A 25,325-nucleotide genomic window follows, 5' to 3' on the forward strand; every position below is an offset into this window, starting at 1 on the left:
CCTGACTGGGAACCTTGGTTATTGCTACGAGACTGTTTTGCGGAACTGTCCTAAAACTAGTGAGTGACGGAAAACGTTAAGCCCACAAAATATAAGCGCGCCGATAGCGGGATGAAATCCTGCGTTAGGCGTGCTTATATTTTGTGGGCTGTTTTCAGGAGCTGTCCTAAAATCAGCGAGTGAAGCAAAAACGAAAGAGTCGCATAAATAGACGAAGCGAAAGTCAGGAGAATGCCTGATTGAGAGCTTTGTTTATTTATCTGGCTCTGTTTTGCGGAGCTGTCCTAAACTAGTGAGTGAAGCAAAAACAAAAGAACCACATAAACACAGCAAAGCGAGAGCACGAGAAATTCCCATCAAAAGCTTTGTTCATTTATGTGGTTCTATTAGTAAGCATAAAAAGTTCATAGAGTAGTAAAGCACACTTCACCTACTGTAATTTAAAGCTAACAGCATGTTTTCCACCATCTGCCGAACTGATTTCAATTTTAACCGGATTAGTTTTATTCTGATATCTGTAAGTCAGATCAAGATCACGAATGGCCTCATCCGCATCAAAATCATCATCTTGTTCAACTGAACTCAAAGTTTGACCATTCTGTGTAACTTTAACTTGGCCAAAATTGGAAAATGCGGCTCGTTTCTCTGTATTAGGTTGCCATTCAACTTTTACTTCTAGCTGCCCATCATCAATTTCAGCTTCAATTTGATGTACAGTAAATTTGTCGAATTGCCAAGTACTTGATAACAATGTTGTTTCATTATCACTATCAACCACTTGACTAGATGAAGTCTCACTTACAGTTGAACTTTTCTTTGAAGAACTGGTTTTAGAAACTGAAGAACTTGTTTCATCATTTTTTGATTGCGAATTATTTGAATTATTTGCACATCCACCTAGTAAAAAGAATGTGGAAGAAAGCAGCAATAGAGTTGTTTTTTTCATGAGATTCTCCTTTTTGTAAAAGTGATTATGTTTTTAATTTTTTCGCTTATTTATTCTTGTAAGTTTATTTCTCCAAAATCAAATTGGCGCTGTTCACTATTATGCAAACACTCTGCCATAGTAGTACAAACCTTGTTGCCCATTTTCTGCTACTTCAATTTTTGTCACACTGCAATTTAACGGTTCTTTAAACGCTAATGGATCCGCTGCTTTCACTGCATTCTGGGCAAAACTACGAACCGTAAATCCATGCGTCACAATTATAATATTTTGATTTGCATACTTCTGACGAATTTCATCAGTAAACTGCGCGACTCGATTTTCTACATCCGTAAATTTTTCACCATTTGCTACTTCATAATAGTCAGGATAGATTGCATTACTGCCAGGAATAAAATACTTGCCATACTTAGCTTTTAAGTCCGTATCATACTGACCATCCCAATCACCATATGAGATTTCTAGTAAACGATCGTCAACCTCAATCGGCAAATTGCGGCCTTCATTCAATAAATCTGCCGTGTCCTGTGCACGTGTCAACGGACTAACCATAATTCGATCCGCAAAGCTGATGTCAAAATGGTCATGCAACGTTCTGGCCTGTTCGATGCCTTTTTCGTCAAGTTGTGAAGGCTCACCATCGATTTGCCCCTGTTTAAAGCCCATAATATTTCCACGTGTTTCGCCATGGCGCACAATGTAAAAATTAGTCATGTTTAATCCCCACTTTATCTATAGTTATTAATTACATACTACAGCTCTTAAGCAAGAATTCAAAACGCTTTTACAGATTTCCACCCCGAACTTCCGCCACATTGTACACAAGCGCAAACGCATCAGGAGCCACCGCGTGAATTCGATTTAAAATGTGTTGATACTCAGCATTTTCGACAACAATCATTAACATTTGTTTTTGATCACCTGTATAACCACCTTTGACATCAAAAATGGTCAATCCCTTTTCCATCACGGTTACCAAACTATGTTTAACCTCTTCCAAATTATCATCACTCATGATATAAATTACTTTTTTTCGATCCAGGCCAGTTTCAATGTAATTCATAATAAACATGGTCAGAATTGAGGAGAGGATTGCTAAAAAGAAGGCCTCAAAACCAGAAACAAACACGTTGAAAAAACAAACCAGTCCATCAATCGCTAAAAGGCCAAACGACGTTTTTATATTGAAATACTTTTTGAAAATCAATGGTGGTACCGTTGTCCCGCCACTAGAGGCGTCGATGTGGTATAAAAGTGCAACTCCTGCAGCAAAAATGGCACCACCCACGATCACGGCTAATAATCGATCATCAACCAACTTGATCTGTGGAGTTAGGGCTAAACAGATCGGTAAAAATAGACTACCAAACGTAATTCGCAATGTTGTGGCCTTATCCAAAGTAAAATAGGATAATACCAGCATTGCAACGTTTAAAATCAGGACAACAAGTGACATGTTGAAACCGAAGCTTTCGTGTAACAGAATTGCAATTCCGGTTGTTCCTCCTGAAGCAACGTTATGAGGTGCGTAAAACATGTTTATACTAATGGCGATAATTTCGAGAGCCACTATAATTAAGCCCATTTGAGTCAACCAATGAAATTCTCTTTTTTTCATCACATCACCTTTTCTTTCGTTTTAAATATCTAACCTAATTATTACAAATTTCAGTAAAAAAAGCTAATGATGTGTATAATTTTTTATCAAATATTAAGAATAAAAAAATTGAGACTAGAGAAAAATTCTCATGTCCCAATTTTTTTCTTTTTTAATGATGATCCAGAACCAATTCAATCACACTTTTTCGCGGCGCAAAATTAATATTAGTAACCGTCTCCGTTAGAATTTTTTCGTATTCTACCAAGGCATCAGCTGGCAACGGTGTGTTGTTGCTTAACGAAACTAACACATCATCTACCGTGGTACTTAAAGAAATTGTCATAAAAATATTTATTTTTTCGACAACATCGCGCAGCAAATCTGTTAATAGACCATTCGGTTTCCCATTTTCATCGGTAATGACTAACTGACGACTATTCACCACAGTATGATCAATCCGACTAATTCGCACTACATCAAATACCGATATCATTGTTCAACCTCACTTCTGCATATTATAACTTGCATTATATCTCAAAAGTTGCTGCCAAAACAAGATGAACGACTTTAATTCTGATTCTGCGTTTTTGACCAAGAACGAATTTGTAGCATCCACTGAACACCAAATTTATCCGTCAACATTGCTAGTTTAGCGCCCCAGCCTTGATCGGCCAATGGCATATTAATCTTAACTGATGGTTCTTGCGTTAATTGTTGATATAACGTTTGCGCTGCCGTTAACACTTTTTCGTTATCACTATCGATATCAATTAGTAACCGCGTACTATTAGTTAAGTTCTGATTTTGTTCAAAATTATCTGATGCGTACAACCACACGCCCAACACTGTAAAAACTGCATGCATAGTCATTTGTGAAAAATTCACGTCATTAGGAACATGCATAGCCGTTGCAGCTTCTTTAGTTACTGGTAATCGAACAATGTCCTGGGCATTAAAAACTGTTTTGTAGTAGTCAAGCGCTTCTTTTGTATTGGAAAAAGTTAGATAAGGATAAATTGCACTATGAGCCGTCATATTTAATTCCTCCCGAAAAAGTCTGATTGAGTTATTTGCTAAAAGTTTGAACTAGTTGCCCGCATTAATTCAACGCCACGAATAGTTAATAGATAACCAGTCCCTGTTTGATCAAAAGTTAGACCTTCAAATTCACGAGTATTGATTTTCTTGTTATCAATATCAAAAGTTTGAAATTGTTCAGAACGTACATCCTTAACAGACAGTTTTCCTAATTTAGCAACTGGCACAGATAGAATACTCCCATCTGAAACAAAGTACAATCGTTGATTAACTGCATTAAATCCCATTGATTGTGAATGCGTTCCAGGTGCATACTTCAACCCTTGCATGACTAAACTAATTTGGACCGTATTATTTGAATTAATAACGCCCTTATAAAGTTTCAAACTATTAGTAGGTGCCCAAGCCGCTGCGTTTTTAACATATGCGTAGAAGTTACCATTGCTATCAAAAGTTAGTGTACTTGGTGTTGTTTGATTTTGACCCATTTTAAAGTCAATTTCTTTATCGGAACGTAACGTGCTTTTGTTTAATTCTTGAATATTACTTGTTTCCGTACTTGTTCCACTTTTACCAATAAACCAAATTTGGTGTGTTTTTGGATTAAGTGCCATTGTTTGTCCATGACCTGTAGTGAATGTTGGTCCAATCGTCATGCATGTTAACGCAGCTTTTTCGTCATCCGTTAACGTCTCACCCTTCATTTTACGATTAGCAGCTCGTCTTAAGACAGATAAATCTTTGGAATCACTCGCAAGTTTTCTTAATTTTGGCAAATTATATTTAACTACAAAGCCTTGATCGTTAGTTTTACTTTTACTTTCATTCATCACATAAGCAGTATCTCCATCAATAACAACACTTTGTGCATTAGCCAAATCACCACTCTTTTTGACTGTACCTGGCAAATAAAGATCCGTTGTGAAGTCTGTTTTACCAGTCCCTTTTTTTCGTTTAATTGTGTTTGCAACTGTATTAAATAATTTAGAATATCCAGGTGCCTCACCATATGAACTAGGTGCATTTAAAAAGTAATTTGGATTATTTACGTATGAGTATTTGCTCGTACTGAAAGCCTTCAAAGCCACTGCTGATTGGGTATAAACCGGCATACCATTAACTATTTTCTTGGTAACTGCAGGAATTTTTTGTAGGGCACCACCGTAAATCCAGCCAAAGCTTTTCCCATTATAAGACACACGAAAATAGTGAATTTTGTAAACTTTTTTAGCTTCACCAGTAACAGTAACTGTTTTACCACGGTAGTTTTTACCATAGTGCGTAAGTTTACCATTCCCATAATCACCGCCAGGAACATGGTTATAGAAATCATTTGTCGCATTTGATTTAATCCGAAGTGTTTTGGCTGAAAGCTTACTATAGTACGTTGTCGGATTGCCAAGATAACCCGACCAGATCCAGCCAGTGTATCCAGCGGGACTCTTTACCTCGTAATACGTTTTACCACTGACCTTTGCGGTTCTCTCTAATGTGAACTTAGTAAAACTATGTACGTAATATTTAGCTTTTAACGTATATTTACTGTGACCAGCTGACTTCAGTGTGTAGATTCTTTTTTTATTTGATTTAGCTCGATACTGACGAATCACGACCTTCGCAGTATGACTGACTGCTTTATTTCCAGTCACCGTATGTTGAGTGCTAGCAAATGCCGGCGTTGTCAACATTAGCATCGCCGTCCCGGCCAACAGTGCCCGTTTAATTTCTTTTTTTACATGAATATTCATAATGATTCTTACCCCTTTTACTTAACTCTTCCATCTAATTCTACCATTACTAATTTTGAAAATTTATCATTTGCTTAATGGTAACTAGATTGCAACATTTATCAATCACTTTACTTACGAAATATAAGTGATACGATAAATTAGGAATAATATTGAGAGGAAGATTAGAAAATGAATACTAGATATCTTGATATCCTAAAAGAACGTCGCTCCATCTATAATTTAGGTAAAAATGTGACTTTGCCAGAATCCGACATTAATCAGTTAGTAGAAACGGCGGTTCGAGAATCACCAACTTCATTTAATGCCCAAACAACACGTGCCGTAATCCTTTATGGTGAAAAACATGATCAACTTTGGGATATTGTTGCTAATCGCTTAAAGTCCGAAGTTCCTAACGAACAAGTGTATGCTAACACCAAACAAAAAGTTGCCAGTTTCAAAGCTGCATATGGCACAATTTTGTATTTTACCGACCTCAGTGTTGTGGCCGACTATGAAAAGCAAGTTCCATTGTATGCGGTAAACATTGCACCGTGGGCAGAACAAGGCATTGGTGGTGCGCAACAAAATGTTTGGACGGCTCTAGCGGACAACCATATTGGTGCTAATTTACAGCATTACAATCCATTAATTGATGGTGAAGTTCGTCTGGCTTTTGATATTCCAATGGATTGGGAATTACGTGGTCAAATGCCTTTTGGCTCTATTGAAAAGGCGGCGGCTGCAAAAACGTACGTGGCAGATAGTGATCGATTTAAAGTTTTAAAATAAAATATTTTATTTAAATAAATACCTCTAAACAGCGTCGTAAAAGACAGCTATTTAGAGGCAATTTTATGCCGTAGTATACTGATAATCAAGTGTTTCTTGGATTACTTTCTTGCGTTTCCCAGTAATTAAAAAAGCCACGATCAATATAAAAATAATTACTTGTCCAAGTGTCGTGATCCAATCAAGTGATGCAGGTGCTGACATGGTCATATCCGCTGAACTTGATAGACCTAAAAAGTCATTCAAAAAATGAAAAATGATTGGAAAGGCCAAATTCTGTGTGTACAAATATATAGCAGCAAACAGCATTCCGGCTGCTCCAGCGGAAAGCATTTGTTCAAAAGTAGCTGACCAAGCTTGTCCAGAAAAACCATTGCTGAAATGCCACAACCCAAATAAAACACCATTAATGATTACAGCCCATTCGATTTGATGTGCATGTTTTTGAAGGGCCCTTAATAACAAAGAAAGAATTGCAAAACGAAAAAGCCACTCTTCCATGACCGTTTCCAGTGATGTCAATACCATTTTTAAGTTAATTTTATCCATTGTAATATCGTATTTGAATAGAACGTCAGAAACTTTACCACCATCACCAAAGCCATTCCAGATTACATACCAAACTGAGAAAACAATTAAAAAGCTTATTACAATCCAACTAGCTTTTTTAGAAAAAGTAAAATTAGGTAATTTAAATCCCCATAAATACATCAAAAATGCCACACTAATTAAAACGCTAATCACATCGGCAACCTGAGTATTATCAATTGTTTGAATTACATGTCCAATCTGTGCCGGTTTGGTAAATTCCAAAATTAACTGCGATCCAGCAAAAATTCCTTGAGCAATAAGTTCACACAATAAAATTATACGACCTACCAAGGATTCAATCTTGGCATAAACAAAATACGTCATTGGAATATACATAAACAACAGATATATTAAAAATATTATTGCCAAAACAAAAAAATTAATATGCGTAACTTGATGTATCAATAGCATCACAAATGAGAAACTAAGTGGCAACAGGAGTGCTTGTCCTATAGTTTGAAAATAATAATTGCATTTTCGCAAAATCCATCTAATTTTTTGACTAGGTTCTAATGCTTTTTCAAATGGAATCTTAATTGCCAGCCCCATCACTACAAAACTAATAATAATCACCACAAGTTGCCTACTCGATAACGGTGCATGTTGTTTTGACAAAGCTCTTGAGACAAGTACACCAATATAGGTCACAAAACCGATCGTCAACTGCCAAATATACCACTGCTTTAATATATTAACTTGTTTTTTTGATAATTTATGAATCATATTTACTCCCCCGATAATTTCATTTTGAGATTTCTTCAAATCTATAAAATTCTACAACTAAACATAATCGTAATTCCTAACGGGTATAATTGCAAATAGCACAAAATTACTATTAGTTATCACTATAAAAATCATTTTTTGAAAGTTTATTAGCACTGATACTATCTATTGGCACGAAAGTATAAATGCTCTACAATAGAAACTAATATCAATTAGGAGGAAATTATGACAACATTCGCACTTTTTTTAGCCGCGTTAGTGGGACTTGAACATTTAGGAATTATGTTTCTAGAAATGTTTGCAGGTCCAAAAACGCAGGCAAAGGCTTTTGATATGCCGTTCACATTTGTTAACCAAGAACACTCTCAAACTGCATTGAGTAATCAAGGTATTTATAATGGTGCCCTTGGACTATTAATTATTAGTGTCCTATTCTTTTTCAGTGGATCCACATTATTGACAATCATGCGTTTATTAATGTTTTTTGTTATGATCGTTGGTACTTATGGAGGATTAACTGCAACTAAGAAGATTTTTACGTTGCAACTTTTACCTGCTACAGTTGTGTTTGTTTTGTTATTTTTGTAAAAAACTTAAGCATGATAAATCTTGCCTGTAATTCGATTTCATTTCTCAGCCTTTTTTAAATGGCTTACTAAAGTAGTAAATAGGAATAGACACGTCTCTCGTGGAAATTTTCCACCTCTAACGCGTCTATTTTTTTCATTATCGTTTTATTTCACACATGGCACAAAAAAAGAACCCAAGATCTTCTCATTTCTTGGATTCCCTTATGAGGAAGCTTCCCAACCTATTAATACTGTGCTTTTTGAAATAATCTTACACCTTCACAACTAACTTTTTTGTTTCGTAAGACCTTGCGCAACATCACAACTTGCTAACATTCGCTATTCTCACTAATTGTGCCTTATCGATCTTCGTTCTAGCCCACTTGAATTTTTCATTTTTCTATCTACCGGTGCGATTCAAGTAGTCTCCTACTGATTCCACACTGCCTCAAGCTTTAGCGAACACTTCGATCGTTCATACAGTTTATCTTATCGATGTTGAAAATCCTCCAACAAACTAAGGTGTTCCCTCGTTAACTGTCTATCTCTAACTCAATCCCAGACTCTTTTTTGACATCACGTCTGTAGATGATGTTTTTAAAACATTCGTTTACTGGACTGATTCAAATTTAACCAGTTAGCGATCTTTCTGAGAAGAACTTTACGGTTGGGATCCTATCCCTTCCTCACCATTATAATATCACGTCCTGCAATCGGTTACAATTAAAATGCTCGCAGAAAATTATTGCTGATTTTGCCACTGATCATCCGTAATAGCATACAAAACATCATCAACAGTTCGACCTTTAAGCTGCGTGTTATTTTTCAAAAGTCCCTCTTTTTGCATGCCAATTTTCTGCATCACACGCCCCGACTTCAGATTTTCTGAACAATGCAAAGCATCAATCCGTTTCAATCCTAAATCATTAAAACCCATTTTCAAAAGTCGTTTAGCCGCTTCTGGGGCAAAACCGTTCCCCCAATAATTACGACCGATTGCATACCCAATTTCAGCCTTTAAATCTTTAGCATCTAAACGAAAATCAATACTGCCGATCAATTTATGACTACTTTTTAATTCTATCCCCCACTTGCCTTCAGGATCCTTCACAAAATAATTGAGAATCTGAGTTCTTGTGTCATCAAGACTTTTATGACGCGCATAAATATACTTTACAGTTTCCGAATCGCTCGCATACTCGTACATATCCTCCGCATCTTCAACCGTAACTGGTCTTAATAACAACCGTTGCGTTTCTAAATGATTATTAAGTAATAGTTTTTCCTCAATTGTCATCCTTCAACCTCCTCGTTAAATTGCCAATAAATATAAGCCAATAAACATTAAAAGTCAATTTGAATATTTTTGACATTTCACTGAATCAGGTTGTTTTTCATTAAAATTAGGTTAAACTAAATTTATGACACTTTAAAAAAAAGAGGCTTTTTTATGTACATTCAACGAATTCATACATTACAAACTAAATTAGACGATTTAAAAATAGATGCCCTTCTAGTTGAGAGTCGGTTCAATCTCCTTTATTTAACCGGTTTTGATGGTCTCGAAGGTGATGGTCGTCTACTTATTACCACTACCAACGCAACTTTGATCACTGATGCTCGTTACGAAGAAGACCTTCACGAACGTCTTGAAAAACACATCAATCTTGCCATTACACGCGATTACATGAAAATCATCACTAATATAGTAGCTGATCGGCACATTGAGCACTTGGGATTTGAGGATACCATTGTTTATTCAGATTATTTTCAACTCACTAAGCTACCAAATCTCACTTTAACAGCTACTTCTCAAGTTATTGATCAGTTACGCGCAGTGAAAAGGCCAGAAGAAGTTGAAGCCACAGAAAAAGCAATCACTCTTTCATCACAGGGCTTTAAATACCTTCTCACTCAAATCCATCCCGGTATGACTGAAATTCAAGTTGTCAACAAACTAGATAACTGGATGAAAGGCCATGGTTCCTCAGGTGCTTCTTTTGATACAATCGTAGCCAGCGGTCCACGAGCGGCAATGCCCCACGGAGACGCTACCACAAAAATCCTGAATAAAGGTGAAATGGTTACCATTGACTTCGGGTATTATGTAGACGGCTACACCTCAGATATTACGCGAACCATTGCACTAGGCGAACCTGATCCCAAACTAAAACAAATTTACGAAATTGTGAAAGAAGCTCAACAAAAAGTAATGGATGCCATTAAACCCGGTGTTCTTGGTACTACTTTAGATAAAATAGGTCGTGATTTCATTACGGAACAAGGCTATGGTAAAGAGTTTAATCATGGTATTGGTCATGGCATTGGCTTAGATATTCACGAATATCCTCAAAGTTATGGTGCTATGCCGAATTTTAAAGTTTCTCAAAATGAAATTTTAACGGATGAACCCGGTATTTACGTTGCAAATCTTGGTGGTATTCGCATTGAAGATGACGTTCTAGTCACTAAAACCGGCTGCCAACGACTCTCGGATATTACTCGCGAATTAATTATTTTGAATTAATGCGCCAAAAATAGAAAATGGTTGTTTAGACTGAATTATCGCATTGATAATTTTATCCAAACAACCATTATTTTTTATGAATGTTTAACAGTCTGAAAGCGACTTTGCAGCCACGGAATCATCCGTGCGTAAATGATACCCGTCGCAATTCCCACAATGACCCCTTTAATAAGATTGAAAGGTAAAACTCCATATAGAACCATATTAAGAGTCGACACACTGACTTGAAAACTTACTAATTTGAAGTAAATTGGCAATAAAATAAAAAGATTAACTAAACTCATGAAAATTGCCATTAGAACGGTACCGAAAACAATTCCCTGAACTAAGTACCGTGCCTGCTGTTTTATTCCCTGATCCATATGCTTCTTCAACGCATAATAGATAGGAAGTGCAAAGCACATTGTAGCCAAGAAATTAGCCACAATTCCAATTATTCCGACCATACTGCTATCCTTAGTTACGATATCAAGCAAGCCAGCCACTGCCGTTGTAATTGCGCCTGCGCCTGGCCCATAAATGAGCATTGTAAGCAAGATAGGAACATTGGCAAAATCGATTTTCAAAAATGAAAATCCTGGTAAAATTGGAAAACCGAACAACAATAAAACATAAGAAATTGCAGCCATCATAGCAATGACCACCAAACGTGTAACTCTTTTGTTACCCATGTGAGACATCCTCCTTGAAGGACTCATCCCAGGTGGATTATTTTTCTCAAAAAAATGACCTTTTATGCAAAAACAGAGCATAAAAGATCAGTTGAATTTTTTGTAAGCCAAATAACCCAATCTTCTTTATCTAGACTTTAACTATCGGTATCGGCATTTCACCGATTCAACCATCACAAGGATGGGTCGTGGACTTTACAACCACCGGTCGGGAATTTCACCCTGCCCCTGAAGACGAACCTTATTTAATTTTCAAAAACTATATTACACTAATTTTCAACAAATGACTAGCCATTTGTTTTAGAAAGATTTCGTACTACCTTTCATAATTTCAGCACCCTTATTCGTTAGTAGGTAAGAACTACCATCACTAGTGAACTGCATACCTTCAAATTCACGTTTAGCACTAAATTGAGTTGCTTGCACATCAGACTTCTTCAACTTACCTAATTTAGAAACAGGTACGGAAATCACGCTGTCATCTGCAATCATATATAAACGATTACGCTTTTTATTATAAGCAAGTGACTGTGTTCGTGGACCCGGTGCATACTTAATTCCTTGCATAACCAAACTGAACTTAACTGATTTAGTATAAATTTTTCCTTTAAAAAGCTTCAAACTCCGACTACCAGTTTTTGAATCTAAGTAAGCATTACCCGATTTATCAAACGCCAAGTTTAGCCCACCTGCAATATATCCACTCTTACTCTTAAAGCGAAAGTTGATTTTTTTATCAGGCTTCAATGTACTAATTTTAACACGTTGTACATTTGCCTTTGTCGATACATGGTTGCCTGACGCTAAGCCCGTACCCACAAACCACAAATGTGAACTATCCTTAGGATTATATGCTAGTGATTGGCCATGACCGAAGTTTTTGAACTTAGGACCAACTTTGATTGCCTTCAATACCTTTTTATAGGTGGCGTTTTGATTCTGAGTTGGATATCTTTTACTATTTGCGTTGTAAAAAGTGGCTCGTCGAATCATATCCATTTTTCCAGATTTAGTTGCCCCAAGCGCTCGTAACGCCTTCAAATTATATTTTGTAATCCAACCGTAAGAACCACTGGTACAGAACACATAGGCCGTATCAGCACTTGTCATTGCAAAGCTTTGTGGATTTCCCCAACTCAAATTTTTCCATTTTGTTACTGGTAAAAAATAATTTGATTTAAAACTAACCTTCTTATTTCCCTTTTTATAGTTAACTGAATCAGGTTTAGTTTGAAAGGTCGATGTTTTATAACCAGCAGCATAGGAATATTGTTTCTTGGTAGTAAAATTACCAGTTAAATAGTAATTACTGTTGCTCACATACTTAAACTTACTAGCACTGTATGATGACAGTGCGTTTCCTTTTTGGGTATAAGTTGCAGCAAACGCAAAATCACCCACACTTAAGGTCATCAACCCTACAGCTAATCCACAAATCAGTCGAGATACCCACTTTGATTTTTTTTGCATAAAAATAGCTCCCCTGCTATGTATTTAACACCACTAAGTGTAGCACTAAATCATACAGAAGAGCCTCAAAATTTTCATAGCAGAGATTAGTCATTACTATTATTTCGTAAAACAAATTCGGTTGGTCGATCCTTGCGCATGATTGCGATCAAACTCTTATCTTGAGAAACACCTTCAACCATGCCGAAATCTAATTCATAGCCATCTTCAAGGATATTAAAATCGCGTAAACGATCACCAATTAAATGTTTCAAAGCGTTAGACATTTCTTCATGTTGAGAAGCTTTCTCTACTGCGACACTAAGCGTATACCCAGAATCAACATAGGACTGAATCATAGCTACTTTCATCAACGTATGATAAGAATATTTACGGTGTCGTCGTTCTTCAGACGACTTTGCGGGATGAATATATCCCTTTTTCTCCCAATATCTAAGCTGACGTTGTGACACCTTTGTTGCACTAGCAATATCACCAATTCCCAATAGGAAATCATGTGCCTTCATAATCGTCCTTACTCTTTGAGTAAAATCACTATTCATGTTTACCTTCATTCCATTTCTTTTTAATTTATTATTTATAATTTATTTGTCAGAAAAGAAAACGTATTCGTTAGAATAACTAACACTAATTATATATATTCTTACATTATTGTCAAATTAGTTGACAATAAAAAGTAAATGGCCTATATTAGTTCTTGAACATTTTTTTACGAAAGGAAGCATCATCTTGGGAAAAGCAATCGATACAAATGGAAAACCATATAACCGTTCCTTACTTGTTGCACTCCTCTTAGTCGGAACTTTCTGTACGGTGTTGAATCAAACAATTTTAACAACCGCCTTTCCAACTTTAATGAAGAGTTTTAACATCAACACATCAACTGTTCAATGGTTAACTACTGGTTTTATGATGGTAAACGGAATTATGATTCCGATTAGTGCGTGGTTAACTTCACGAGTTAACTCAAAAATTTTATATGAGAGTGCCATGTTTATTTTTCTGATTGGAACCATTACCTGTTACATGGCACCAAATTTTCAAGTTTTATTAACAGGTCGTTTAGTTCAGGCCTTAGGAGTTGGTGTGACAATGCCTCTTCTTCAAACCCTAATGTTATCTATTTTCCCTGCTAACAGCCGTGGAGCTGCCATGGGATTAGCTGGACTAGTTATTGGAGTGGCACCAGCCATCGGCCCTACACTTTCTGGCTGGGTCATTGACAACTATCAGTGGCGAACTTTGTTTGGAATGATCATTCCCATTGTCAGCATTGTAATCATTGCTGGTCCTTGGTTAATGAAGAGTGTCTTGCCAACAAAGAAGTCTAATCTTGATTGGATTTCTGCTGCTCTTTCAACACTTGGCTTTGGATCCTTACTTTATGGTTTCTCCGAAGTTGGTGAAAAAGGTTGGGGTAGTTCAATTGTCATTACTGGCTTAATCGTAGGTGTGATTTTTATTATTTTATTTGGATGGCGTCAACTTACTGTTGAAAAGCCATTCTTGGAATTACGTGTTTTAAAGAATCCAGAGTTTTCAATTGCTGCTCTTCTAAGTTCCGTTTCAATGATGGCGATGGTTGGCGTTGAAATGGTTTTGCCCCTTTACTTACAGATTCTTCGTGGTGACTCAGCCTTCAAATCCGGTCTAACTTTGTTACCTGGAGCTTTAATGATGGGAGTTTTGAGTCCCATTACAGGTCGAATCTTTGATCGAATTGGTGCAAAACGATTAGCAATTACTGGAATGTTCTTGTTAACTGCTGGAACAATTCCGTTTGCCTTCATCACTCGTACAACTCCGGTGGCTTACATTGTGGTCCTTTATGCCATTCGAATGGCCGGAATTGCGATGACGATGATGCCAGTTACAACATCCGGTATGAATGCCTTGCCATTTAGCATGATGAGTAACGGAACCGCTGTTAATAACACGCTTCGTCAGGTTGCTTCATCTGTCAGCACAGCTGTTTTGGTAAGTATTTTATCAAACGTGACATCCAATGATATGCCTAGCAAATCATTGTTGAAGTCTGCACCACTTGCTTATAAGAACAGTGCCTTAAACGCCACTTTAAGCGGTTATCACGCAACATTTTGGGCAGCTATTGGTTTCTGTGTGCTTGGTTTGGTTGTAGCCTTCTTCGTTAGTGGTCGAAGCCCACACTCAATCAAAAGCGATGCCTTAGATGGAGGTGAAGATTAATGATTATTTTTTCTTTAATTATCCTCGCGATTCTATTGTTCATCTGTATGGTTAGCATCCCCAAAACCTTTTGGCGTATGCTATGTAGCTTAATCATTGCCGCCTTAATTATTGTCTCCATGGCTTTAATGGTGGCTAATGACCGCGACCACTTTGGTATGAAGAAAGTAACGACCACCACGACAACCGACTTGATTTCTGTTTCACCTTCAAGTCAAATGAAAATGTTGTTATATCAAGATGTAGGAACTTCTGGCAAAGAACGTGTCTATATCTATAAAGAACATAAGACACAAAAGAACCCTACCACAACAAATCCAGATCCAACCAACACTTCCAACAAAGTTAAAGTTGTTTCTGGAACACCACGCGTTGTGACAAAGACGACGCGATGGGTATATAAGAACTCAAGTTACAAACTCTGGTTCGGAATTGCTGGAAATAACCATAAATTAATCAAGCATCGTAATACGCTTGAAATTAATAAAGACTGGTTAACCTTAAGTTCTGCTCAAGCCAAAAAGCTTCAAAAACTTGTTAAACAAAATTCAGCAAGCATGAAAAAAAAAGCAAAGGCCTATGTCATGGCTGCCGTTAAGAAGTCAGTTACAGCAGCTATGAAGAAAGACCCGACTATGTCAGCTGCCAAACAAAAAGCTCTGACAGCTGCTGCAACTAAAAAAGCTACTGCTGCTTATCAAAAGCAGGCAATGGCAAAGATGGTGGCAGAAGCTAAAAAATAGAATATTGATCTATATACAATAATCCCTTCATGGTGATTAGATGAAATAACATAAATTCATCTAATCACCATGAAGTTTTTTCTATGGCTAATTTTAGATATACACCTAAGGATAATTGCACAAAATTTGTATGATCATTGAATCGATTTCTTGATATTTATAACTTAGTTTTCGTTTATTTAAACCGTTCAATTCTATTGATAAAAAACAAGACAACAGCGGTTCCCCTTGCAGGGCTCCGTACTGTTATCTTAAAAAAATTCTATTTGATAAAGTTGCCTTGCTTAATAGAATATTGCTTTCCAGCCGTAATATCATACTGAATTAGTTTATAGTCGTTGATAATTGTTTTGGCTTTTGTTGATAATCGTTTATAAGTAATATACTTACCATTTTGTGCCATGAACTTATCACGTTCCGCCGCTGGCACGTAATTATTAATTTCAGTCAACAACGCCACATAAGCTGAAACCTTTGTATCTGTTTGCTTGAACATTATTGGCGTAAACATGTTTGGTGACACTACTTTTGTATGTTTAATCTTTGCATGTTTAAAGTTACTATAAATGAAATAATTTGTTTGATGTAACTTATTATCATATTTGACCAAGTTTTTACCACTAACCAAATTTCCTTCATAAAGACCGGGTAAATGATCCCCATACCAGACTATTGTCACATGTTTTTTCATTTTTGAAACTTTTTTTATAAGCATTTTCAAATCCTGATCAGTATAGTGTAAACCTTGAGAGTAAGATTCCACTGAGTCAAGACTAGCCTTCGTCAAATTTCCTGTTGCCTTATAATTATTTTCAGTATAAGTACCAAGATGATACGGCATATGATTTTGCATCGTGGATAATTGGATGAATTGACCCTTATTAGTTGAATTAATTTGTTTTAACAACTGACGATAGGCAGAATCATCCGATACATACGGAGATTTATCAAGTCGCTTTGCAAAGGTCAGTTTATCTCCAGTAAAACTGTAAAAATGTTGAAAACCAAACTTTTTAAACACATTTGTTCGGTTATAGGTAACACCAGAATATGGATGAATCGCATTTTTTGTTTTAAAGTAATCTGTGATAACTGGTAAATTATTGACTTTTGGAACCAAGAAAACATATGGCGTAACCATTGAGGGATCAAAGTTATTCATTGACAAACCAGTTAATGATTCAAACTCAATATTGGCTGTTCCTCCTCCATAACTAGGACTGTCCATCAATCCAGAAGTATTATGCTTTGCAAGTGACTGTTCAAATGGAATCGGATTAGACGACAACTTTACAGTTGGCATCATTCGTGGATCTGCATAACTTTCACTAAGCACATATACAACGGTTTGCTTATTTAAAGAACGATTTTTACGTGTTTTATTTATTTTTCTGGAAATTCTTTTATATTTTTCGACAATTTGATTGATACGTGCCTGCGAATAACCATTTGGTTTATCCATGGTTTTTATAATAACCGTACTCATAAATGTAACTGCTGGACCATAATGCGTTGACGACATTTCTAGTGCACCTGGATGAGCACTAAAGCCAGCGTTAGTTAATGATGCCATTAAAAAGCTACTGTCAGTAACTTTTTTATCTTTCCAAGCAATTAGATTCATCTGATTTTCGGTTTGTGCAAAATTATACAATAATAACGCAGATCCCAAAACCACCAAGACTCTTAGTGGCCAATGAAAAATTGGACCCTTCATAAAAAAACGTTGTAGAATTACTGCTAAGATTGTCAATCCTATTAGTCCGGCAATTAGCCCATATACAACGTTCATATTTACCATTTTAACAATTTCTGGTAAAGAGTTAATCATTCCAAAATCAGGTCGAATAATTGGCTCATCTCTAGCCTGCAGTTTTGCATAATTAGCATAACTCAAAATTAGCATTAACATCACAAACAAAAAATTTGAGTACCAAAAACGATTTAATACACCCTGAATAAATAAATATAACAATAAAATAATGACAAGATTAAACAATTCCAGATAAAGCGCATTTCCTTGAAGATTTTTTAAAGAAATAATTCCAGAGCTTAGAAATTGAAGACCATTATAAATAAGGTAAGTACTACTTACCATGCATACAACTACTGGAATTGTGATTTGCATATTGCGAACTCCTAAATACCGTCGAGCAACTCCAAAAGATTCCACAATAATTAATCCCAAAGCAATTATAAATGTACACATGTAAAATCTTAGCAACACATAAATTGTTGAAGATCTAGCAACTTGCAACATTGTATATTTTGTTAATGTGCCAATTACCAATGGATTCAAAAGTAATAACATAAGCCCTAAAAACACTCGTGAAATAACAAGTGTTGAAAAAAGATGCAATTTTTCATTTCCATTTGGTGAGACTAACAAACTCAAACTTAGAAAAGAAACACAATCAATTAACAGTGCATGTTCTATCTGTAATGAAGGTGTTCGAACAATCAAAGTTAAAATTATTCCCAATACAGCTACAAAAAACGGCACTAATACATAAGCTACTCGCGTGATTAGATTCTGGTTAGTCAAATAGCTGGAAACCAAAAAAACAAATAGACTCCATGCAATCATTAATAACAGATTACGGTTTGAAAAAACAAGAGAAAAAATAAACAAGAAAGCTGCAATTATAAAAATTCCAGAAATAATTAATTTTGGAGTGATGCTACTCTTTAAATACTTTAATCCGGTCAAAAGAATCAAACCAAACAAAATAACACCAATAATCCAGTAACTTTTATTAATAAACGGCAAAATGCTTTGTATTAAGGCAAATTTAGTAATGCTTGTAACATTAACTGCTAATACAAATGTCGAAATAGAAATTGTATACGCCAAAATTTCTAAAAAAAGTTTTGCTAAACTGCTTAACGAAAGTTTAGAATATTCAATTGTTGCCCCTAAGGTACCAATAATTCCTATAATACCAATATTTTTAAACAGTGATCCAACTTTTAAAAAAATCTCTAAATTAATTGTTTTTGTAACAAACTGCATATTTAAAAGTAAACTACTAACAAGTGCAAGACATAAAAAAATTAGAGAAATAGTTCCCATTACAAAAATCTTTTTTGTCATTTTTGAAAATATCATATTTCGTTTCTCCCCTGTATTTATGTTACATATTCCATTAACGACCATAAAAAACGACGTGATAATTGGTCATTATCAACCATTATTACGCCGTTAACAAAATACGTCAATAAACATTCTTATCGGTCTTTTTCCCAAACTGCCTTAATTACTTTTTTAGTAGATGTTCCATTTTCAATATAACCATATTTTTTATAAAACTTTGCATATTTTTCTTTATAATTTTTTACAGTTAATTGAATATTTTGAATTGCATCAACTAGTTGATGCGTATTATATAACAAAGGACCCGGTGCTTCGAATTTAAAATCAATATAGAAGCCTCGAAGATTATCCTTATATGCCTCATAATCATATGTGTAGAACAACAGTGGTTTTTTCGTAATTGCGTAATCAAACATGACTGATGAATAGTCAGTTACACAAATATCGGCTAATAAATACAACTGTTGTACATCTGAAAATTTAGAAACATCAATAAAGAAGTCCTTGAAATATTCAGGAATGTACATCTTAGTTTTTACAATTGCATGCTGCCTAAAAAGTATCACATAATCTTCATGCAACGCATTATACATTTTCTCGATGTTGAGTTGTAATTTAAAATCTTGTTTTCCTGTTGAAGTACGTTCGTCATCTCTAAAAGTCGGTGCATACAATATAACTTTTTTATTCCCAATCCCCCACATATTGCGTAATTGGCGTAGAATCTGTTTTTTTTGTTCTTCATTTACAAAAAAGATATCATTTCGAGGATACCCAGTTTCCAGAATCTGAGCTCGTGGATGAAATGCTGATTTAAATCGTTCAGTGGCATAACGACTGGGTGAAACAAGATAATCCCATTGTGAATTAACCTTATTCATCATAGGAACATAATTATCATTTTTACCTTCAAAGCTGTCCACATCGTTCATCATTTTTTTTAATGGTGTTCCATGCCAAGTTTGTAAGAAAATTGTATGTCGCGGTTTTCGAATGTAATGTGGAAAATTCTGATTATTAACCCAAAATTTTGAAGTGGCCAGATAGTGAAAATACTGCCAACTAAATCGTTTAATAATGATTAGTCGCTTATCCTTCTCAATATCATAACCATTATAAATCCAAATAAATTTATAATTCTTAAAATATGGATCTTTCAACATGTGTTGATAAATCTGTTTTGGACTATCTGAATACTGTTTTCCAATACCACTTTCAAAAATAATTTGTTTTTGATTCGTTGGTAGACAATGACGCATAAACCAGTAAATCAATCGCATTGACGAAAAATAATGTTTTGACTTGCGAAAACGATTAAATAGTTTATTGAAAAAGAAGCCATATTTAAAGCGTTCAAACTTTGTCTCTTTTCCCGTATGTTGAATACCTTCAAATACCCGTGAAGAATTATTTTGATCCTTTTTAAGGATAAACTTACTCGATTTAACCTTATTAGTATCCGAGATTGCAAAATTTCGCGTACCTGCGGCTTCCATACTCTCAATAACTTGATTCTCGGTATAAACCACATCTCCCGGTAAATCACGTTCAAGATTAAGATGTGATCCTTTTTTTCCAAGAAAACGGACTTGATCAAATTCGTAGTAAATGACTGATTTATCCAGAAATGAAAAATCTATACCCACACTAGAATAGTCTGTAATCATCAAACAAGATTCCTTAATCAGATCTTGCACCATTGCTTCCCCTTGACTAATGGGTGTGATGTAATCAGGAATATTAAAGTGATGCAAGAATTTCTGTGCATTGGGATGTAAGCAGAACAGGATCTTATAACCTTCATCCGCCAGTTTTTTAAAATGCGAATGATTAATTAAACTATTGTAAACGGCCAAATAGTTACTTTTCTTAAAAGCATCATCATCACGTAGCCAGTCTCGCCAAGTAGGTATGATAAGAATTTGCCTTTTTGCTGTAGTTCCCGAAGCAAACAAACGATCGAAACGTGGTAAGCCTGAAACAATGACACTTTTTGCAGGATATTGTAGATCATTTGTCACAATCTTTTTCTCGCGTTCCGAACTTGTTACAAAAACATCTGCATAGAACGTATCAAATCTTCGCCCATTAATATCGATCAGATTTTTTGTTCCTAAGACACCATGTTGCAAAAAAACGATTTTTGCCTTAATCATAGCCAAAAAATCATGATTAATTGTAGGCAATAAAACTTTATAATCATGAGTTCCACAGATCACTTGTGCTAAATAAGCAACACGAAAATGCTCAGCAGAATTAAATCTCACCACATGATCTAGCGAAGATAAATTACGTATATCTAAAGATTCATTATCTATCACATAGTAAGCATTAATTTCCGGATGATTTTCACGTAAATATTTAAAGAAAAAGAAACCATTATCCTGAGCCTTATTACTCTTTTCGCCGATTAGCCAAACATTTTCTTCTTTTCTTACCTGTTTAGCTAAAACCTTGTGATACATGTCGATTGCAGCATCATCAAAAACATTACAATACATCGCTAGATTATTACCTTTTAAAGTAAAATATGGTGTTAATTCAATATTATTATCACCACTTTTTAATATCATATTTCCCCGCAATTCTTGTTTAACTCGAGCACGCGGGTTACCTAAGCGATGTTTTAAAGTTTCTGTGTATCCAGCGACTTTCACATATATATCAAAGTCTAAGACATCTCGAATATAGTCAATTTTATTCACTACATTTTGAACATTTTTTTGAAAAATATGAAAAGAAAAGTTATAACGGTGACGGCTTAAATTAGCATTGGAACCTTCATAAGTTAGCTTCCCAGGTAAACGTAGATTATTATCAAAACTACGTAGATAAAAATCAATAAAAATTTGATCAGTCTTTAGATAGTTACTTGTAAATGTACCTTCAACATTAATCTCTTCGTCACTAATTGAAAGCTTGGAGATAGTTTCTTGCCGAATATAGGTATTGGTTGGAAGATCAACATTACGAGCAAATGAAAGAAAACCATTGCGTGTAATGTATGGTGTCAAAGTATTCTCTTCAAACTTATACGTATGAAAATTTTCAACTTTCAATTGGTGAGACTTTAAGTTAAATGATTTTGGTTCCGGATCTTCCGACTTATCAATTTTCTCCTCACTTTTGGTTTCTAAGTCATTTTTAGAAATAAATTCATCCAAAACTTGAACATTGAGTTTATTACTATTAATATTGTCTTTTTTTAGAATTTTGCTCAGTTCAGTAAGATCAATTATAAATGTATTTTGTTGATCTGGGCTTAATGTCATAATCATTTCATCTGAATAAACAGCCGACACATACATTTTTGTAATCTGCATTTCTGGTGAAGAAATAGTTATTCTTAATTTGCTTTCCGTTTGAACAAGCGAAATATCAGAATTATTAGTCATCAAATGTTCCTTTCTCTTTTACAAGGATTATCCTTAAAATTGAATTACATGTGTTACAAGAATCATCCTTAAAAATATAACTATTCTAACCTTGAACAACAAAACATCAATCAATGTTTTACACATTAATTATTATACTTTAGATTTTAGTTTTATTCTTAGTTTTAATTTTTTTTAATATGTTTTTTGTGATTTCAGTAGAACTTCTACCGGAATGTTGCTGACAAAACTTTTGATAAAAATTATCCATTTTTATAGAAGTGTCTTCTCCAAGTATTTGAAGTGCTTTATGAGTCAGCATCAACAAGTCATTTTCATTCCAAGCAATTTCGCCAGGAAGATCTTTTTCATAGTTCAAGTAAAAGCCACGCAACTGATCCTTATATTCATGATAGTCATACGGATAAAAAATGATTGGTCGCCTAAGATATGCGTAGTCGAAAAAAACGGATGAGTAATCTGTAATTAATAAATCAGAAACTAAATATAGATCTGATATATCATGATACTGTGAAAAATCAAGAACTCTTCCATGGTACGCTTTAAGATCCAATTGACCAACAATTAAATAATGCATACGTAATATTAAAATTGTGTCTTTATCCAGTGCTTCAAGTAATTTGTCAATTGAAAAAGGCATTTTAAATAGATACTGTCCCTTTGCGGCAAAAGCATTATCTCGATATGTCGGGGCGTACATAATTACTTTTTTATCCATAGGAATATTTAGTCGTTGTTTGATTCTTGAAATTTCAGTTGAAGTTGTATTAATTAATTTATCATTTCTTGGATAACCAATTTCCGCAATATTATTGTGAAAATCAAAAGCTCTTCGAAAAATTTCAGTTGAATACGAATTTGCCGATATCAACGTATCCCAACGTTTTGTTTCACTAACAAAATTTCGATGATATGCATCTGTTGTTGTACTGGGCATCGTTACATGTAAAATATCAAGTCCTAACTTTTTTAAAGGTGTCCCATGCCATGTTTGAACATAGTAAACATGTGCAGGCTTACGTACCCACTTTGGTATTCGTGCATTGACCACCCATACTTGAGCTCTTTCCATCAAAACTGCCCATTTTAAACTTCGCCTTATAGCATAGTCAATATGATGGGCTTCACAATAAGCCTGTTGACTCTGCTTGATTGACCAAACACAATTTACATTGGAATTGATCTTCATATCTTCATAAATTGCATATGGAGAGTCACTTACTTGTCGCCCTCCAAAACTTTCAAAAACAATCGTTGGCTTTTTGTATGGTCTAAAATTGATCTTCATCAAATTTCTTATAAAGATTGTACGAACACGAATGATAAACGATTTAGCATGATTCATTAAAGAGTTAACTACTACCATATTTATACTCTCCTAATTATTTACAAATTTATATGTAACCTGTATATTTAGACTGTTAGTGATTTTGAAAAGTTCTTTGATGCTTGCGTTCATTGATAGACGAACAATACAATTATATTGTGCTTCTCTTAATTAGTAAATATTAAACTGAATGAATTAAAAAAAAGGACAAACTAAATATGCCAAAAAAAAATACCCAAACAGCATTTCAAAAAAACAATTTATTCTGGACTTTGGGAATAATTTTTATCTTCTTTTTGTTATTAGGAGTTGCTACACCATTAAGTGGCGATGACTGGACCTGGGCTTCAAGCATTGGACTTCATAGATTATCAACTGGTTTTATTGGCTACAACGGTCGCATTATCAGTAATGTTCTTGAAATCATTATTACCAGAAATATCTTTATACGTGTTTTCCTTTACGCTTCATTAAGTACTGGATTAGTATATCTCACAACCAAAATTGCACTTTATAAATCAACGATTCATATTTGGCCCTATTTCTTAACTACTGGTCTGTACTTAACACTATCAACAGAGGTATATTCACAAACTTTCGGATGGTTTGCGGGATTTATAAATTACATTTTGGGAATGTTACCAATATTCTATTTTATCTTGTGGAATATTGAACACAAAAATAATCACCAAAAAGTATCTATTTACAACTCCGTAATACTTCTACTTGTTGGTGTAACTTCCAGTTTGATTATCGAGAATGTGACAATTTATTCAATTTTACTGGCTATCACCGCAATTATCTACTTTTTTAAAAAAAATAAATCACAGTTACTAGGCATATACGCTTACACAATTGGAACTTTAATTGGAGCCATCATCATGTTTAGTAACCCAATTTACAAGACAGAGCTTACTGGTAACAGTAATTTTCGTCACGTAGCTTTTGGTGCCGCTATGTGGACAAAGGTCTCACAAATTTACACTTCTGCCATGTATAAATATGTATTTCAAGAAAATGGATTAATCATTCTGATCATAAGTATTTGCCTAATTATTTGTTTATGGAGAAAAACATCTAATGTCTTAAATTCTATTTTCAAGGCCATATTGAGCTTGATTTTAATCAGCTATGCTTTTTTTTCAGCATTCATTCGTAATTTGCTACCAATTACCAACTTCGATCAAATGATGGTTTCTTATTTACTGGCTAGCTTTAGTATTTTGTTCATCGTAGCTCTCTGTCTGTCCTTAATCTACATTGGTAATACTACCATTCGTTGGCATTTACTTTTTTATATATTATCAGCTCTCATTTTATCGGCTCCATTTGCTGTTATTTCACCATATGGACCACGGTGTGCGTTTGCAACAATTTGCTTTATGATTTTAGCTGCTTTGAAACTATTTAATTATGTAACCAGTTTTTCGTCCGAACTAATAAATATCTCTAGATCATTAAGCCTTGTTTTTGGCTGCTTTTCTATGCTTTTTATACTTATTATTATGTCGACAAATGGTTATATCAATCAAGAACGAGCAAAAAAAATTAATACACAGTTGGCTAAAAATCAAAAAGTAATCTATGTATCACGATTACCATTTCAACAGTATAACTGGGATACCTCACCAAATATTACACGTTTTCAACACAATATGTACATGAAACGCATGCATATCTCTATAACCAATCACAAACTTGTTTTTGTTCCATTTAAAGATCGCAATTCAAAATTCTAAGTTTAGTTAGCATGCCTTTCTTGTAAACTCACATTTGTTGATAATCATCGTACATTTACAAAGACCATTATAAATCAATAAAAATACCACTTTTCATATGGAAATGAAAAAGTGGTATTTTTATTGATTGAACGTTACAATTTTTTGAAATTCTAGTCATAT

The 25,325-nt window shown here is 34.7% G+C and carries 20 protein-coding genes and 1 riboswitch; of the genes, 6 read left to right on the top strand and 14 right to left on the bottom strand.

The genetic code is table 11. From position 1 onward, the window contains the following. Positions 1-430: 430 nt before the first annotated feature. The 6 genes from IV87_RS02670 to IV87_RS02695 form a co-directional block, all read right to left on the bottom strand. Positions 431-946: a hypothetical protein gene (locus tag IV87_RS02670; RefSeq protein ID WP_057805363.1), complete on the bottom strand. Its 516-nt coding sequence runs from the start codon at positions 944-946 to the stop codon at positions 431-433. Between the two features lie 99 nt (positions 947-1,045). Then, complete coding sequence (locus IV87_RS02675) at positions 1,046-1,660, bottom strand: histidine phosphatase family protein (protein WP_057805364.1); 615 nt, start codon at positions 1,658-1,660, stop codon at positions 1,046-1,048. A gap of 70 nt (positions 1,661-1,730) precedes the next feature. Next, complete coding sequence (locus IV87_RS02680) at positions 1,731-2,564, bottom strand: YitT family protein (RefSeq protein ID WP_057805365.1); 834 nt, start codon at positions 2,562-2,564, stop codon at positions 1,731-1,733. 151 nt (positions 2,565-2,715) lie between these two features. Continuing rightward, positions 2,716-3,039, bottom strand: a complete 324-nt coding sequence (locus tag IV87_RS02685; RefSeq protein WP_057805366.1) for a hypothetical protein — start codon at positions 3,037-3,039, stop codon at positions 2,716-2,718. A gap of 74 nt (positions 3,040-3,113) precedes the next feature. Continuing rightward, entirely contained in the window at positions 3,114-3,581 is a 468-nt protein-coding gene (locus IV87_RS02690; RefSeq protein WP_057805367.1) for a VOC family protein, read from the bottom strand. Positions 3,582-3,619: 38 nt separating this feature from the next. Then, on the bottom strand, positions 3,620-5,332 hold the full coding sequence (locus IV87_RS02695; protein WP_057805368.1) for an SH3-like domain-containing protein: 1,713 nt from the start codon (positions 5,330-5,332) through the stop codon (positions 3,620-3,622). A 171-nt stretch (positions 5,333-5,503) separates the two neighbouring features. Between IV87_RS02695 and IV87_RS02700 the strand changes: the two genes are divergently transcribed. Beyond that, on the top strand, positions 5,504-6,106 hold the full coding sequence (locus IV87_RS02700) for a nitroreductase family protein (RefSeq protein WP_057805369.1): 603 nt from the start codon (positions 5,504-5,506) through the stop codon (positions 6,104-6,106). A 63-nt stretch (positions 6,107-6,169) separates the two neighbouring features. On the opposite strand, the gene IV87_RS02705 is transcribed toward IV87_RS02700, so the two are convergent. Continuing rightward, entirely contained in the window at positions 6,170-7,420 is a 1,251-nt protein-coding gene (locus tag IV87_RS02705) for a CPBP family intramembrane glutamic endopeptidase (RefSeq protein ID WP_057805370.1), read from the bottom strand. A gap of 225 nt (positions 7,421-7,645) precedes the next feature. Between IV87_RS02705 and IV87_RS02710 the strand changes: the two genes are divergently transcribed. Continuing rightward, positions 7,646-8,008, top strand: a complete 363-nt coding sequence (locus IV87_RS02710) for a DUF1304 domain-containing protein (RefSeq protein WP_057805371.1) — start codon at positions 7,646-7,648, stop codon at positions 8,006-8,008. A gap of 723 nt (positions 8,009-8,731) precedes the next feature. On the opposite strand, the gene IV87_RS02715 is transcribed toward IV87_RS02710, so the two are convergent. After that, entirely contained in the window at positions 8,732-9,286 is a 555-nt protein-coding gene (locus tag IV87_RS02715) for a GNAT family N-acetyltransferase (RefSeq protein WP_057805372.1), read from the bottom strand. A gap of 153 nt (positions 9,287-9,439) precedes the next feature. On the opposite strand from IV87_RS02715, the gene IV87_RS02720 reads away from it, so the two are divergent. Further along, the gene (locus tag IV87_RS02720; RefSeq protein ID WP_057805373.1) at positions 9,440-10,516 is read left to right on the top strand and encodes a M24 family metallopeptidase; all 1,077 of its coding nucleotides are present in this window, start codon (positions 9,440-9,442) and stop codon (positions 10,514-10,516) included. A 74-nt stretch (positions 10,517-10,590) separates the two neighbouring features. Here IV87_RS02720 and IV87_RS02725 read toward each other — a convergent pair whose 3' ends face one another. The 3 genes from IV87_RS02725 to IV87_RS02735 all read right to left on the bottom strand — a co-directional run bounded on the left by IV87_RS02725 (position 10,591) and on the right by IV87_RS02735 (position 13,199). Then, a complete protein-coding gene (locus IV87_RS02725) occupies positions 10,591-11,187 on the bottom strand; it encodes an ECF transporter S component (RefSeq protein WP_057805374.1) in 597 nt (198 codons plus the stop codon). Between the two features lie 115 nt (positions 11,188-11,302). Continuing rightward, positions 11,303-11,427, bottom strand: a riboswitch (FMN riboswitch). A gap of 60 nt (positions 11,428-11,487) precedes the next feature. After that, positions 11,488-12,657, bottom strand: a complete 1,170-nt coding sequence (locus IV87_RS02730) for a hypothetical protein (protein ID WP_057805375.1) — start codon at positions 12,655-12,657, stop codon at positions 11,488-11,490. An 86-nt stretch (positions 12,658-12,743) separates the two neighbouring features. Further along, positions 12,744-13,199 (bottom strand): MerR family transcriptional regulator, encoded by a 456-nt coding sequence (locus tag IV87_RS02735; RefSeq protein ID WP_236698958.1) that lies wholly within the window; start codon positions 13,197-13,199, stop codon positions 12,744-12,746. A gap of 187 nt (positions 13,200-13,386) precedes the next feature. On the opposite strand from IV87_RS02735, the gene IV87_RS02740 reads away from it, so the two are divergent. After that, positions 13,387-14,865: an MDR family MFS transporter gene (locus IV87_RS02740; protein WP_057805377.1), complete on the top strand. Its 1,479-nt coding sequence runs from the start codon at positions 13,387-13,389 to the stop codon at positions 14,863-14,865. Further along, entirely contained in the window at positions 14,865-15,608 is a 744-nt protein-coding gene (locus tag IV87_RS02745; protein WP_057805378.1) for a DUF4811 domain-containing protein, read from the top strand. The genes IV87_RS02740 and IV87_RS02745 overlap by 1 nt, the downstream gene beginning before the upstream one ends. 262 nt (positions 15,609-15,870) lie before the next feature. Here the strand turns inward: IV87_RS02745 and IV87_RS02750 are convergent, their stop codons facing one another. The 3 genes from IV87_RS02750 to IV87_RS02760 form a co-directional block, all read right to left on the bottom strand. Further along, positions 15,871-18,717, bottom strand: coding sequence for a sulfatase-like hydrolase/transferase (locus IV87_RS02750; RefSeq protein ID WP_057805379.1), 2,847 nt, complete (start codon positions 18,715-18,717; stop codon positions 15,871-15,873). Between the two features lie 119 nt (positions 18,718-18,836). Continuing rightward, positions 18,837-22,097: a CDP-glycerol glycerophosphotransferase family protein gene (locus tag IV87_RS02755; protein ID WP_057805380.1), complete on the bottom strand. Its 3,261-nt coding sequence runs from the start codon at positions 22,095-22,097 to the stop codon at positions 18,837-18,839. A gap of 139 nt (positions 22,098-22,236) precedes the next feature. Continuing rightward, the gene (locus IV87_RS02760; RefSeq protein ID WP_236698959.1) at positions 22,237-23,463 is read right to left on the bottom strand and encodes a CDP-glycerol glycerophosphotransferase family protein; all 1,227 of its coding nucleotides are present in this window, start codon (positions 23,461-23,463) and stop codon (positions 22,237-22,239) included. Between the two features lie 179 nt (positions 23,464-23,642). Between IV87_RS02760 and IV87_RS02765 the strand changes: the two genes are divergently transcribed. Further along, positions 23,643-25,163 carry a DUF6056 family protein gene (locus IV87_RS02765; protein ID WP_057805381.1) on the top strand — a complete coding sequence of 507 codons (1,521 nt, stop codon included), beginning with the start codon at positions 23,643-23,645 and terminating at the stop codon, positions 25,161-25,163. Positions 25,164-25,325: the final 162 nt, after the last annotated feature.

Source organism: Pediococcus ethanolidurans (assembly GCF_001437405.1).
Lineage (GTDB): Bacteria > Bacillota > Bacilli > Lactobacillales > Lactobacillaceae > Pediococcus > Pediococcus ethanolidurans.